We start from the raw sequence: 13,971 nt of genomic DNA, 5'->3' as shown, positions 1-13,971 counted from the left end.
TAGTCAGGTAATAATAACAAATTAGATTACCCTCATAATCGCAACCCAAACAGAAGTGACTTTCTATGGCAATAAGTGAACCAACCCAGCCTGTGGCTGGCGCGTCAGCGTCGGTTGCTAAAGCACGCACCTCATTTGGCATTTTAGGAGCGATCAGCCTCTCCCATTTGCTAAACGATATGATTCAGTCGCTGATCCTGGCGATTTATCCGCTATTGCAGTCAGAGTTCTCGCTGACGTTTATGCAGATCGGGATGATCACCCTAACCTTCCAGTTAGCTTCTTCGCTGCTGCAACCGGTGGTGGGTTACTGGACGGACAAATACCCGATGCCGTGGTCGCTGCCCATAGGAATGTGCTTCACGCTGAGCGGGCTTGTTTTGCTGGCCATGGCCGGCAGCTTCCATATGGTGCTGCTCGCCGCGGCGCTGGTTGGCACCGGCTCTTCGGTATTTCACCCGGAATCGTCCCGTGTGGCGCGTATGGCCTCCGGCGGTCGCCACGGCCTTGCCCAATCGATTTTCCAGGTTGGCGGCAACTTCGGCAGCTCACTGGGACCGTTGCTGGCGGCTGTCATCATCGCGCCATATGGTAAGGGTAATGTGGCCTGGTTTGTTCTGGCTGCGCTATTAGCGATTGTCGTCCTGGCACAAATCAGCCGTTGGTATGCCGCGCAGCATCGGATGAGTAAAGGAAAGCCGAAGGTCGCTATCGTTAATCCGTTGCCGCGTAATAAAGTGGTGCTGGCTGTAAGCATCCTGCTGGTACTGATTTTCTCCAAATACTTCTATATGGCGAGCATCAGCAGCTATTACACTTTTTATCTGATGCAAAAATTCGGATTATCGGTACAAAACGCCCAGTTTCACCTGTTTGCCTTCCTGTTTGCCGTCGCGGCCGGGACGGTGATTGGCGGACCATTAGGCGATAAAATTGGCAGAAAATATGTTATTTTGGGGTCTATCCTCGGCGTTGCGCCATTTACCCTCGTTTTACCCTACGCAACGCTGGAATGGACCGGGATTTTAACCGTGATCATTGGTTTTATCCTCGCATCGGCGTTTTCTGCCATTCTGGTTTACGCACAGGAGCTGCTTCCTGGGCGTATCGGCATGGTTTCTGGGTTATTTTTCGGTTTTGCCTTCGGCATGGGTGGCTTGGGAGCCGCGGTGTTAGGGCTGATTGCCGACCATACCAGTATCGATTTGGTCTACAAAATATGTGCTTTCCTGCCACTTCTGGGGATACTGACCATATTCTTACCTGATAACCGACATAAAGCCTGATTTTCTGACGGCCAAAGGTAAACTTTGGTCGTCATCACTTACAGTGACCATCAGCGTTTGCCTCAAACATCCCCTCGTAGTTTTCCGATCCGTGCTTTTTTTCCTTTAAAATCCTGTTTTCTTCAAAATTCAATAATTATTCATAAACATAAACATTAAAATTGTCATAAACTATTACTCGCAGTTTGGGTTTTTAGGATCATCACAGCAACCAAAGGAGACGGAATGCATCACGCCACCCCGCTTATCACCACCATTGTCGGCGGCCTTGTACTCGCTTTTATATTAGGCATGATTGCCAATAAACTACGTATTTCTCCTCTGGTGGGATATCTGTTAGCGGGCGTTCTGGCCGGTCCATTTACACCTGGTTTTGTTGCTGATACTAAGCTCGCGCCTGAACTGGCCGAGCTTGGCGTTATTCTGCTGATGTTCGGCGTCGGGCTGCACTTTTCCCTGAAGGATTTGATGGCGGTAAAGTCAATCGCCATTCCCGGCGCGATTGCCCAGATAGCAGTGGCAACGCTGCTGGGTATGGCGCTTTCAGCTGTATTAGGCTGGTCGCTGATGGTGGGGATCGTGTTTGGTCTGTGTCTTTCAACCGCCAGCACCGTGGTGCTACTGCGTGCGCTTGAAGAACGACAGCTCATTGACAGCCAGCGCGGGCAAATTGCCATTGGCTGGCTGATTGTCGAAGATCTGATGATGGTACTGACGCTGGTTCTCCTGCCAGCCGTCGCCGGAATGTTGGAAAAAGAAGATGTCGGCTTCGCTTCGCTGGCTGTCGATATGAGCATTACCATCGGTAAGGTGGTGGCGTTTATCGCGATTATGATGCTGGTGGGTCGTCGCCTGGTACCGTGGATTATGGCCCGCAGCGCCGCAACCGGTTCACGCGAACTGTTTACCCTCTCAGTCCTCGCCCTCGCCTTAGGTATCGCCTTCGGCGCAGTAGAGCTGTTCGATGTCTCCTTTGCACTGGGCGCGTTCTTCGCCGGTATGGTGCTGAATGAATCTGAGCTGAGCCACCGTGCGGCGCATGACACCCTGCCGCTGCGCGATGCGTTCGCAGTGCTGTTCTTCGTTTCCGTCGGAATGCTGTTCGATCCGTTAGTCCTGATCCAGCAGCCGTTGGCAGTACTGGGCACGCTGGCGATTATCATCTTTGGTAAATCCCTTGCCGCCTATTTCCTGGTGCGCATGTTTGGTCACTCTCAACGCACGGCGCTCACCATTGCCACCAGTCTGGCGCAAATTGGTGAATTTGCCTTTATCCTGGCGGGTCTGGGAATGGCGTTAAACCTGCTGCCGCAGGCCGGACTGAATCTGGTGCTGGCAGGGGCAATCCTGTCCATAATGCTCAACCCGGTGCTGTTCGCGGTGTTAGAAAAATATCTCGCCAAAACAGAAACGCTGGAAGAGCAGACTCTGGAAGAGGCTATCGAAGAAGAGAAGCAAATTCCGGTGGATATCTGCAATCACGCCCTGCTGGTTGGCTTTGGTCGCGTCGGCAGCCTGCTGGGTGAGAAATTGATGGCTGCCGGGATCCCGCTGGTGGTTATCGAAACCTCACGTACCCGGGTGGATGAACTGCGCGAGCGTGGGATCCGCGCGGTGCTGGGAAATGCCGCTAACGAAGAGATTATGAATCTGGCGCATCTGGATTGCGCACGCTGGCTGTTGCTGACCATTCCGAATGGCTATGAAGCGGGTGAAATTGTCGCTTCCGCTCGTGAGAAGTGCCCGTCGATTGAGATTATCGCCCGCGCACATTATGACGATGAGGTGGAATATATTACTGAGCGCGGAGCCAATCAGGTCGTCATGGGCGAGCGTGAAATCGCCCGTACCATGCTGGAGCTAATTGAAACGCCGCCTGCCGGTGAAGTTGCTACCGCCAGTTAATGTTACGTGCCGGATGGCGGCGTAAAACGCCTTATCCGGCCTGCTATTGCTACGCGTAGGCCCGATAAGCGTAGCGCCATCGGGCAAGAACTCAGCGATCCCAGTACGACTCTTCGAGACTGTCTTCACGTTCCGGCAAACCGCGCGTCAGGCGCGGTGAATGCTGGTTCAGCACCTGGTAACTCACGCGGTTAGCATATTTACACACCTGGGCTAGCGACGAATAGGTCAGCCAGGTGAACTTGTGCTTGCTGGAGTTAGGCACGTTACTGCGGTGATAGCTGTTGGCAGTAATATCATGCAGCAATGCCGCCAGCGCGCCGTCGCCAGCACCGTTGGTATTCATTATCTTTTCTGGCCCGCCCATATACGGTGCAATGTGCGAATACACACGCAGCGGATTGGTACAGTCTTTATGGCGCATGGCGCGGCTGAATTCGTACTGATTGAATTCGGCAATCGCTCCAGGCAGCAGCGGATGCTGGGTTTTACGTTTGACTTCTTCTTCCGTAAAGCCCGCCATATACAGACCCGCCGGACCCGCAGTGCACAGCACCAGATCCACCCAGTCCAGCGCCTTGTCAGACGCCAGCAGCGGATCGTTCTCGCCGGTCAGCGCTTCAGCCTCTTCTTCATTCATCGCCAGAATAGATACATGCTCTTTGAGGAATGCCTGCCACCATTGCGGGTAATCGGCAATGACGAATTTGGTGCCCAGCGTCAGTACCACCGGCACATTGTGTTTTTTAGCGTATTCAATCGCCTTCATGGTCGCTTCCGGCATCGGCTCGCCCGGCTCGCAGCGCACCAGATAGGACGTCAGCACCAACGCGGACGCTCCGGCAATCACCGACTCAGGGATGCTATCCGCCCGTAGCTTATTCATATGCCCAGGGCTGATTGCGAAGGTACGCTCTCCGGATTCACCAATCAGCGTAAAGCAACGACCAATCGGTCCATTAACGCCTTGTAGGTAGTTCAGATCGGTACGGCTGGAGGTATTGCATAAATAGCGGTACGCATAGCTGCCAATCTCGATATTGCTGCACATCACGCCCAGCAGCACCGAGCGGTCATCCGCCAGCACGGAGTAGTTGTGCATCGTGTTACCGATCGTACCGCCCGCAAACTGATGGGTGATCAAATTTTCACGCACCAGTTCCTGATAGAGCGCTTCCGCGACATCATCGGCAATCACCAGAGAATGCCCGGCGCTTAATCCATAACGTTTTACAAAGTCATCATCCACTTTGGCTTCAATATCCACCAGCGTCTGGTCGATGCCCACCACCCAGGCTGCGCTGGTTTCATTTTCTGGCTGAATTTGTTGCAACAACGGATCGCGCGCGCTGACGGGAAAATAGTGTTTGGATTTACGTTTACCGGGAAATTTCATGGTCGATTTTACGGGTGGTTAACTGAGCGATGCATGGTAGCACATTCCCTGCTGCGCATGCGATGCGACGCTGAGTTTCAATATCGGACGGTGAGATCGCAGTTTATCCGGGATTAATTTCTACAATAACTCACCTTCACAAGGAGCGTTTTATGAAGCCGGAAAACAAAACCCCCGTACTCGACAAAATTTCGGATGAAATGAAAAGCGTGGTGAATTTTCATCGCGACGATTTGCCGCCGTGGCCCGCTGCCGATGACTTCGTGGCCCAGCGCCAACACTACATTCATGAGCGGCGACTGTGGAATGCCGATGCCCCGCAGATGCATACCCGAGAATGCGTGATTTCTACCGCGTGCGGCCCCGTTGCCACACGCATCTACGCTCCGCAGCCCCAAAGCCAGGCCACGCTGTATTACCTGCACGGCGGCGGTTTTATTCTCGGTAATCTGGATACCCATGACCGTATTATGCGTTTACTTGCGCATTACACCCAGTGCACGGTGATCGGCATCGACTATTCGCTGGCGCCGGAGGCCCGCTACCCACAAGCCATCGAAGAGATCGTCGCCGTCTGCCAGTACTATCATCAACATGCTGGCGACTATTCCCTCAATATCAATACGATTGGTTTTGCGGGCGATTCCGCCGGAGCCATGCTGGCGCTTGCCAGCGCGCTGTGGCTGCGGGATAAACGCATTGCCTGCGGCAAGGTGGCTGGCGTGCTGTTGTGGTATGGGCTTTACGGGCTACAGGATTCACTGAGCCGACGGCTGATGGGCGGAGCGTGGGATGGGTTAACCCGCGAGGACTTGCAGATGTATGAAAACGCGTACCTACGTAGCGCTGATGATCGCGAGTCACCGTACTATTGCCTGTTTAATAACGACCTGACGCGTGACGTGCCGCCGTGTTTTATCGCCGGCGCGGAGTTCGATCCACTGATTGACGATAGCCGCTTATTATTCCAGACGTTACAGGCGCATCAGCAGCCCTGCCAGTACAAAATGTATCCCGGTACGCTGCACGCCTTCCTGCACTATTCGCGGGTGATGAAAACCGCCGATGAAGCTCTGCAGGACGGCGCGCGTTTCTTTAAGCAACAGCTTTAGCGGTAGGCGGCGGTCAGTTTAACCATCATTTCGATATGTTCCGGTGTGGCATTCAACGCCGGAATATACTCATATTGCTTACCGCCAGCCTCAAGGAAAATTTCCCGGTTTTGCACCGCTATCTCCTCCAGCGTTTCGAGACAATCAGCCGCGAAGCCCGGACACATAACCTGGATATGTCGGGTTCCTTTCTCCGCCAGCATTTTTAACGTTTCGTCGGTATACGGCGTCAGCCAAGGTTCGCGGCCAAAGCGAGACTGGAAGGTCATCATGACTTTTTCCGGCGGCAGACCAAGCGCTGAAACCAGCTCACGCGTCGTATCGCGACAGCGCTGCGGGTAGTCATCGCCTTCATCGGCGTAGCGCTGCGGAATGCCGTGGTAGGAGAGCAGCAGTAAATCAGGTTCGCCATGTTGAGCGAATGAATCCCGGGCACTCTTGGCCAGCGCATCAATGTAGCTGCTGTCATCGGCGTAATCACGAATAAAAGAGACGCCGGGAATACCGCGTTTACGCGCTAAGATGCGCGCTAGCTCGTCCCAGACTGCTGCAACCGTCGAACAGGAATATTGCGGGTACAGCGGTAACACCACCATGTGTTCCACTCCGCTTGCCAACAGTTCATCGACCGCGCTTTCGAGCGATGGCGAACCGTAGCTCATCCCCAGCGCGACAGGGGTATCAGGCAGACGTTGTGCCAGCGCCTGCTGTTGCGCCTTGCTGTAGACCATCAGCGGGGAACCGTCTTCCATCCAGATTGACTGGTACAGCTTTGCCACACGCGGCGCTCGCAGCGGCAAAATCACACCGCGCAGCAGCGGCCACCACAGTGCAGGGGACGTATCAACTACGCGTGGATCGCTTAAAAACTGGCGCAGGTAGCGCTTAACGGCTTCGGGAGTTGGGGCATCGGGAGTGCCGAGGTTTGCCAGCAGGATACCGGTTTTCGTCTGACGCATTACCGCCTCTTATCGATTCAAATTGTTGATAATTGTAGCGGAAAAGCGGTAAAGAAGAACTAATTGCTGTGAAAGGTAAGACGAGAATTTGCCTGATGGCGATGCGCTTATCAGGCCTACGAGATAATGGCAGACCTGATAAGAGGTTTATTACGCGAAAAAATTAGCCGAGGATTTTTTCCAGCGCTGCGCGCACGTCAGCAACTGCCTGAGTGCCATCAACTTTCGCGTATTTGGTGTTACCCGCCTGCGCTTCTTTAGAGTAGTAGCCAATCAGCGGTGCGGTCATCTGATGGTATTCCACCAGGCGCTTACGTACGGTCTCTTCCTGATCGTCTTTACGGGTGGTCAGCTCTTCGCCGGTCACGTCGTCTTTGCCTTCAACCTTAGGCGGGTTGAATTTGATGTGGTAAACGCGGCCAGAAGCAGCGTGTACGCGGCGACCGACGATACGGTCAACGATCAGTTCGTCAGGTACGTCAAACTCCAGAACGTAGTCCACGTTGATGCCCGCTTCTTTCATGGCGTCTGCCTGCGGAATAGTACGCGGGAAGCCATCAAGCAGGAAACCATTACGGCAGTCTTCCTGAGCAATACGCTCTTTTACCAGCGCGATCACCAGCTCATCAGTCACCAGCTTACCGGCGTCCATGATGTCTTTCGCTTGTTTGCCCAGCTCGGAGCCAGATTTCACGGCGGCACGCAGCATATCACCGGTGGAGATTTGCGGAATACCATACTTCTCCATGATGAACTGAGCCTGAGTTCCTTTACCCGCGCCCGGAGCGCCAAGCAGAATGATACGCATTACGAAAATCCCCTTAAAGGTTGTCGATATTTTTTAAAAAGCGCTAAACGATACCACCATCACGCAATTGGCTCAAGGAAGGTAGTCTGCGCTGAAACGGTTAATGGCGGGAAAATTGAAAATAAGGAAAGAAATTGCCGGATGGCGGTGTAAACACCTTATCCGGCCTACGATCAAAAAGATGTTGTAGGCCGAATAAGCGTTAGCACCATCCGGCATTACATTACAGGTATCAGGATACCAGCAACTGGTTCATACGACGAATGAACTGGTTCGGGTCTTCCAGCGTGCCGCGCTCGGCAAACAGCGCCTGATCCAGCAGCAGCTCAACCCACTCTTTGAACTGTGCTTCGTCCTGAGTATCCGCCGTGCGTTTTACCAGCACGTGGTCCGGGTTCAATTCAAAGATATATTTCACTTCCGGTACGGCCTGGCCCGCAGCGGCAAACAGTTTCGCCATCTGGGTGCTCATTTCATCCGCATCGGTGGTAACGATGGCTGGCGTGTCGGTCAGACGGTGAGTCAGACGCACTTCTTTCACGCGGTCACCCAACAGGGTTTTCACACGCTCAACGAACGGCGTCAGCGCTTTTTCCGCTTCTTTTGCCGATTCGTCAACTTCATCCGCCAGCTTGTCGATGGACTCGTCAGCTTTAGCAACGGACTGGAATGCCTTACCGTCGAACTCGGTCAGGTAGTTCATCATCCACTCATCGATGCGGTCAGAAAGCAGCAGCACTTCGATGCCTTTCTTACGCAGCAGTTCCAGGTGCGGGCTGCTCTTCGCCGCCGCATAGCTGTCTGCAGTGATGTAGTAGATTTTCTCCTGCCCTTCTTTCATTCGCGACACGTAATCTTCCAGCGACACGGTTTGCGCGGAGGAGTCAGTGTGCGTAGACGCGAAGCGCATCAGTTTAGCGATCGTTTCCTGGTTGGCGTGGTCTTCCGCCGGGCCTTCTTTCAGCACCAGGCCGAACTGCTTCCAGAAGGTCTGGTATTTTTCCGCGTCGTCTTTCGCCAGTTTTTCCAGCATCTGCAGTACGCGTTTGGTCAGCGCGCTGCGCAGGTTACGGGTGACGGTGCTGTCCTGCAGGATCTCGCGAGAAACGTTCAGCGGCAGATCGTTAGAATCTATCAGACCGCGGACAAAGCGCAGGTAGTTCGGCATGAACTGCTCGGCATCGTCCATGATGAAGACACGCTGGACGTACAGTTTCAGACCATGCTTGTGATCGCGGTTCCACATATCCCACGGCGCTTGCGACGGGATATACAGCAGGCTGGTGTACTCCTGCTTACCTTCCACACGGTTGTGGCTCCAGGTCAGCGGGTCAGTGAAGTCGTGAGCGATGTGCTTGTAGAATTCGTTGTACTCGTCGTCTTTGATTTCCGACTTGTTACGGGTCCACAGCGCCTGCGCCTTGTTGATTTTTTCCCAGGAAACCACGGTCTCGCCGTCTTTCTCTTCGGATTTTTCGATCTCTACCGGCAGCGCAATATGGTCGGAATATTTGCTGATGATGGAACGTACGCGCCAGTCATCGAGGAACTCGTCTTCGCCTTCACGCAGATGCAGAGTAATTTCGGTACCACGGTCTTCTTTGGTAATATCAGCAACGGTGTACTCACCCTCGCCCGCGGACTCCCAGAACACGCCGTTTTCCGGCTTATCACCCGCAGCACGGGTACGCACGGTGACTTTGTCCGCCACGATGAAGGCAGAGTAGAAACCAACCCCGAACTGACCAATCAACTGGCTGTCTTTCGCCTGATCGGAGCCCATGGATTCGAGGAAAGATTTGGTGCCGGATTTCGCAATGGTCCCCAGATGATCGATAACGTCATCACGATTCATCCCCACGCCGTTATCGGCAATGGTCAACGTACGCTTATCTTTATCGAAGGAAACACGCACACGCAGCTCACCGTCACCTTCATACAGGTCCGGGTTAGACAGTGCGCGGAAACGCAGCTTGTCTGCCGCATCCGAGGCGTTAGAGATAAGCTCACGCAGGAAGATTTCTTTATTGGAATACAGAGAATGGATCATCAGGTGCAGAAGCTGTTTTACTTCTGACTGAAAACCACGAGTTTCTTGTCCTTTCATGTAGATCTACCTCAACAATGCCATATTCAATGGTAAAAACACGTTGAGGGTGAAATGGGGACAAGCGGGAAGGATTTCAAGCGGAAGCCGCCGTCGCGGCCTCCGTTTGTTCAGAATTTAATCTTGTGTCGTCCTGCCAGAGAATGCGACAGCGTGGTGCCATCGACCATTTCCAGCTCGCCGCCTACCGGAACGCCATGGGCGATACGGCTGGCTTCAACGCCATATTGCATGCAAAGCTCAGCAATATAGTTGGCGGTCGCCTCTCCTTCGACCGTGGGATTGGTCGCCAGGATCAGTTCGTTGATTTGCTCAGACGCCAGTCGCTGTTCAAGACGATCCAGCCCGATATCATCAGGACCAATACCGTCCAGCGGCGACAGGTGTCCCATCAGCACGAAGTAACGCCCGGAAAATTGCCCGGTTTGCTCAATGGCGTAGATGTCCGCCGGACTCTCCACCACGCAAATCTGACCGTTTTCCTGGCGACGCGGGTTCGAACAGATGTTGCAGACGTCTTGCTCTGTGAAGGTGCGGCAATCGGCACAGTGGCCGATTTCCGACATCGCCTTCGTTAACGCCTGCGCCAGACGCATCCCGCCGCTGCGATCGCGCTGAAGCAGCGTGAACGCCATGCGCTGCGCCGACTTCGGGCCAACGCCCGGCAGACAGCGCAGTGCTTCCATAAGCTGAGTTAACAGCGGGCTGGTTTGCATCAGAACGGCATCTTAAAGCCAGGCGGCAGCTGCATTCCGGAAGAAACAGAGGCCATCTTCTCTTTCTGCGTCTCTTCAATGCGACGCGCCGCGTCATTGAATGCCGCAGCAACCAGGTCTTCCAGCATCTCTTTGTCGTCTTCCAGCAGGCTTGGATCGATCTCCACGCGACGGCAGTTATGCGCGCCGTTGATGGTCACTTTTACCAGACCCGCGCCAGATTCGCCGGTCACTTCCAGCTTGGCGACTTCTTCCTGCATCTGCTGCATTTTTTCTTGCATCTGCTGGGCCTGTTTCATCAGGTTACCCAGACCGCCTTTACCAAACATAGGCTTCTCTCTCAATCACGTTAAGGGATGACGACCGTCAAACCATTAGGCTGACGATCAAATGGGGCGAATACTCTCTTCGTCCAGCTCCGCATCGAAAAAACGACGCAGCGTCTGGATGTTATTATCCGCAATAATCGACTCACGCGCCTGCGCGAGCTTCTCTTCATAAATGGCCTGACGCCACTCCAGCGGCGTACGCACCGCAGGATTATCATCTTCAACGATGGTCAATTCAACCGTTGACCCCGTTAAGGAACTCAGTGCTTCGGCCAGTTTTTGCTGCGCGCCGCTGGAATTAAGGTGTCGCTGCGTGGAACGCAGGTGCAGGCAAACCACGTTGCCATTCTCTTCTTTCCAGGCATTAAGCGCCACCTGCTCTACCAGTTTAGGCAGCGAGAGCTGGCTCACCTGGGCGGCCCACGGGTCGCGTTCAATGGCTTCAGCCGCAAGCTTTGCCGCCAGTTCCGGCGTTTTTTCATGCTCAAGCGCTTTTTTCAGCGCTTTCGGCGTGGCGACGACTTCTTTGACTTCTGCAACAGGATTGGTCGCTTTCCAGCGATACGCTTCTTTCTTCGCTGGTGCTTTTTCCAGCGCAGAGACTGCCGGACGCGCCTGAACACGTTCCGACACCGAAGCCAGTCTTTCCAGCGCAGCATTATTCACCGGCCGCGCGCGGGAAGCGGCTGCCGGTTCACTCTTTTTTGCTTTGGTTGCTCCCTGAGCACGTTGCAGTTGACTGCGCGCCGCCAGCACCTGACTGGTGGCATCGGAAAGCGGCACATTCTGTTGCTGTTGCGCTGGCGCAGGTTGCTGCTGTGGCACCTGCGTCGGGGTCATTACCGCTGTGGGTGCGACCGGGGCAAACGACTGGCGCGGGACTTCAGGTTCCGGGAGTGGCATGCGCGGATGAAAAGCCAGCGCACGCAGCAGCGTCATTTCGACGCCCATTCGCCTGTCCGGCGCATACGGCAGTTCTTTGCGCCCGATTAACAGGGTCTGGTAGTAAAGCTGCACATCGGTAGGCGGTACAATTCGCGCCAGTTCACGCATACGCTGTTCAATGGCGGCCATATCGCTACCGAGCGCAGCAGGTGAAAGCTGAACCATGGCAATACGATGCAGCAAAGCCGACATCTCAACCAGCAGCGCTTCCCATTCGATACCACGCGCGGCGGCGTCGTTCACCAGCGTCATCACGCGTTCGCCGTCCGCAGCCACAACCGCTTCAACAAGCGAGAGCGCCTGGTCGTCGTCCAGCGTGCCGAGCATGGTGCTGACCGCGTCGGTCGAGACCTGACCATCGCCGCTGGCAATCGCCTGATCGGTCAGGCTTAGCGCATCGCGCAGGCTGCCGTCCGCGGCACGAGCCAGCAGTTGCAGCGCACGTGGCTCATGGGCGATATGCTCTTCTTTGAGAATATGCTCAAGCTGATGGCGAATCTGTTCGACATCCAGCGCTTTAAGATGGAATTGCAGACAGCGCGACAGGATGGTCACCGGCAGCTTCTGCGGATCGGTGGTCGCCAGCAGGAATTTGACGTGCGCGGGCGGCTCTTCGAGCGTTTTCAGCAAGGCGTTAAAACTGTGGCGCGACAGCATGTGCACTTCGTCGATCAAATAGACCTTAAAGCGGCCGCGCGCAGGCGCATACTGGACGTTATCCAGCAGATCGCGAGTATCTTCGACTTTGGTGCGTGAGGCGGCATCGATTTCAATCAAATCGACAAAACGCCCCTGCTCAATTTCCCGGCAGTTATCGCACACGCCGCACGGCGTAGCGGTGATGCCAGTTTCACAGTTTAATCCCTTCGCCAGCAAGCGGGCGATAGAGGTTTTTCCGACGCCACGGGTCCCGGAAAACAAATAAGCATGATGAATACGCCCTAACGACAAGCCGTTCGCCAGTGCCGTCAGCACATGTTCCTGGCCGACGACGTCAGCAAAGGTTTGTGGGCGCCATTTTCGGGCTAAGACCTGATAACTCATTGGCAGGCTCTGAAAGGCTGGAGGGTGGATTCACAGGAGGGTAATGCTAACACAACCTCGCAGCAACGGCGAGGTTGACACGTTATATTCGGGCGTTATCGTTGCAGTCAGTTTGGTTTCGGGCAGCGCACAGAAACCGGAGCGTACACGCAGTACGTGAGGATTTCGAGCACTGACCGGGGCCAAAATGGCAAAAAAGATAGCCCTAAATTAGTGGCCCGGGAATGGAACCAGGCTATAACAGGTCAGCCCCTGCTTTTCCAGACGCTGCTCGCCGCCCAGATCAAACAAGTTAATGATAAAGGCAGCATCAGTCACTTCGCCACCCAGGCGGCGGATCAGCTTCACGGTCGCTTCAATCGTGCCGCCAGTTGCCAGAAGATCGTCCACAACCAGGACTTTATCACCCGGTTTGATGGCATCAACGTGGATTTCCAGCTGATCGGTGCCGTACTCCAGCTCATAGGTCTCAGCAATAACTTCACGCGGAAGCTTACGCGGTTTGCGTACCGGAACAAAGCCGACGCCCAGCCCCAACGCTACCGGCGCGCCAAACAGGAAGCCACGCGCTTCGGTGCCAACCACTTTAGTGATCCCCGCATTTTTGTAGCGCTCAACCAGCAATTCAATGCTGAGGGCGTAGGCTTTCGGATCTTCCAGTAAACTGGTGACATCACGGAAAAGAATGCCCGGTTTTGGGTAGTCGTGGATGCTTTTGATGCTATTTTTGAGAAACTCAAGCTGCTGTGCAGTCGCGGTCATAAGTTTGTGCCTGATTAATACAGTATTACTTCACGGCGCACTATACACTTCATCCTCGACGTATCTTGAATGATTTTGTGTCTATATTAGGGCCAAGGTTACACTTGGTTAACCTTTGACCATCTGCGCCTGTGCTCGAAAACGGTCGAATTTACTGGCTGCGAGAGACAATTGCAACAGCGATTATTGCGCTTTACTGCTTTTGTTGTTTTTCATCAATCACCGGGATCCGCCACATAAAAGTCAGTAAACAGGCGAGAATAACCAGCAGCAGGCCGCGTACCCACATCATATTGACCAGCCAGAGGGAAATAGCAAACGTCACCAGGATCAACAAAATAGCGCGCGGTTTTGCTCCCGGCGGCATCGCGCGATGTTTTTGCCAGTGACGCAGATACCCGCCGAACCACGAACGGTAAAGCAACCAGTCGTGAAAACGCGGCGATGAGCGGGCAAAACACCAGGCGGCCAGCAGTATAAACGGCGTCGTCGGTAACAGAGGCAATACTACGCCCAGCGTACCTAGCACTACCGCTATCCAGCCAATGATGATTAGAATAATGCGTTGCATAATATCAGTACTTAACACAGAGAATCGCTAC

Annotated in this window: 12 protein-coding genes and 1 other annotated feature; of the genes, 3 read left to right on the top strand and 9 right to left on the bottom strand. The window is 54.2% G+C overall.

What is annotated here, in order from left to right:
- Positions 1-65 precede the first annotated feature (65 nt).
- Together WN16_RS09515 and ybaL are read left to right on the top strand one after the other, a co-directional pair.
- Entirely contained in the window at positions 66-1,286 is a 1,221-nt protein-coding gene (locus WN16_RS09515) for an MFS transporter (RefSeq protein ID WP_103790844.1), read from the top strand.
- A 225-nt stretch (positions 1,287-1,511) separates the two neighbouring features.
- Positions 1,512-3,191 (top strand): YbaL family putative K(+) efflux transporter, encoded by a 1,680-nt coding sequence (ybaL, locus tag WN16_RS09510; RefSeq protein ID WP_088169108.1) that lies wholly within the window; start codon positions 1,512-1,514, stop codon positions 3,189-3,191.
- Between the two features lie 91 nt (positions 3,192-3,282).
- Here the strand turns inward: ybaL and gsk are convergent, their stop codons facing one another.
- Entirely contained in the window at positions 3,283-4,587 is a 1,305-nt protein-coding gene (gene gsk, locus WN16_RS09505; RefSeq protein ID WP_044699379.1) for an inosine/guanosine kinase, read from the bottom strand.
- 152 nt (positions 4,588-4,739) lie between these two features.
- Here gsk and aes point away from each other — a divergent pair, with 152 nt between their 5' ends.
- The gene (gene aes / locus WN16_RS09500; RefSeq protein ID WP_044699378.1) at positions 4,740-5,699 is read left to right on the top strand and encodes an acetyl esterase; all 960 of its coding nucleotides are present in this window, start codon (positions 4,740-4,742) and stop codon (positions 5,697-5,699) included.
- Here aes and hemH read toward each other — a convergent pair.
- The 8 genes from hemH to WN16_RS09460 all read right to left on the bottom strand — a co-directional run bounded on the left by hemH (position 5,696) and on the right by WN16_RS09460 (position 13,940).
- Positions 5,696-6,658 carry a ferrochelatase gene (gene hemH / locus WN16_RS09495; RefSeq protein WP_003021775.1) on the bottom strand — a complete coding sequence of 321 codons (963 nt, stop codon included), beginning with the start codon at positions 6,656-6,658 and terminating at the stop codon, positions 5,696-5,698. The genes aes and hemH overlap by 4 nt on opposite strands.
- Positions 6,659-6,821: 163 nt before the next feature.
- On the bottom strand, positions 6,822-7,466 hold the full coding sequence (gene adk / locus WN16_RS09490; protein WP_003021773.1) for an adenylate kinase: 645 nt from the start codon (positions 7,464-7,466) through the stop codon (positions 6,822-6,824).
- A 232-nt stretch (positions 7,467-7,698) separates the two neighbouring features.
- Entirely contained in the window at positions 7,699-9,573 is a 1,875-nt protein-coding gene (htpG, locus tag WN16_RS09485; RefSeq protein ID WP_003021770.1) for a molecular chaperone HtpG, read from the bottom strand.
- 110 nt (positions 9,574-9,683) lie between these two features.
- A complete protein-coding gene (recR, locus tag WN16_RS09480) occupies positions 9,684-10,289 on the bottom strand; it encodes a recombination mediator RecR (protein ID WP_003021767.1) in 606 nt (201 codons plus the stop codon).
- Positions 10,289-10,618: a YbaB/EbfC family nucleoid-associated protein gene (locus tag WN16_RS09475; RefSeq protein WP_003021764.1), complete on the bottom strand. Its 330-nt coding sequence runs from the start codon at positions 10,616-10,618 to the stop codon at positions 10,289-10,291. Before WN16_RS09475 ends, recR begins: the two co-directional genes overlap by 1 nt.
- Positions 10,619-10,675: 57 nt before the next feature.
- Positions 10,676-12,607 carry a DNA polymerase III subunit gamma/tau gene (dnaX, locus tag WN16_RS09470; RefSeq protein WP_003021761.1) on the bottom strand — a complete coding sequence of 644 codons (1,932 nt, stop codon included), beginning with the start codon at positions 12,605-12,607 and terminating at the stop codon, positions 10,676-10,678.
- Positions 11,279-11,343 (bottom strand) — a sequence feature (DnaX frameshifting element). Its footprint overlaps the gene before it by 65 nt.
- A gap of 210 nt (positions 12,608-12,817) precedes the next feature.
- Entirely contained in the window at positions 12,818-13,369 is a 552-nt protein-coding gene (apt, locus tag WN16_RS09465; RefSeq protein ID WP_003021759.1) for an adenine phosphoribosyltransferase, read from the bottom strand.
- A 193-nt stretch (positions 13,370-13,562) separates the two neighbouring features.
- Positions 13,563-13,940 (bottom strand): DUF454 family protein, encoded by a 378-nt coding sequence (locus WN16_RS09460; RefSeq protein WP_044699375.1) that lies wholly within the window; start codon positions 13,938-13,940, stop codon positions 13,563-13,565.
- Positions 13,941-13,971: the final 31 nt, after the last annotated feature.

This window comes from Citrobacter sp. ABFQG (genome assembly GCF_004322975.1).
Classification (GTDB): domain Bacteria; phylum Pseudomonadota; class Gammaproteobacteria; order Enterobacterales; family Enterobacteriaceae; genus Citrobacter; species Citrobacter freundii.
This window is presented reverse-complemented; position numbering and strand designations above follow the sequence as displayed.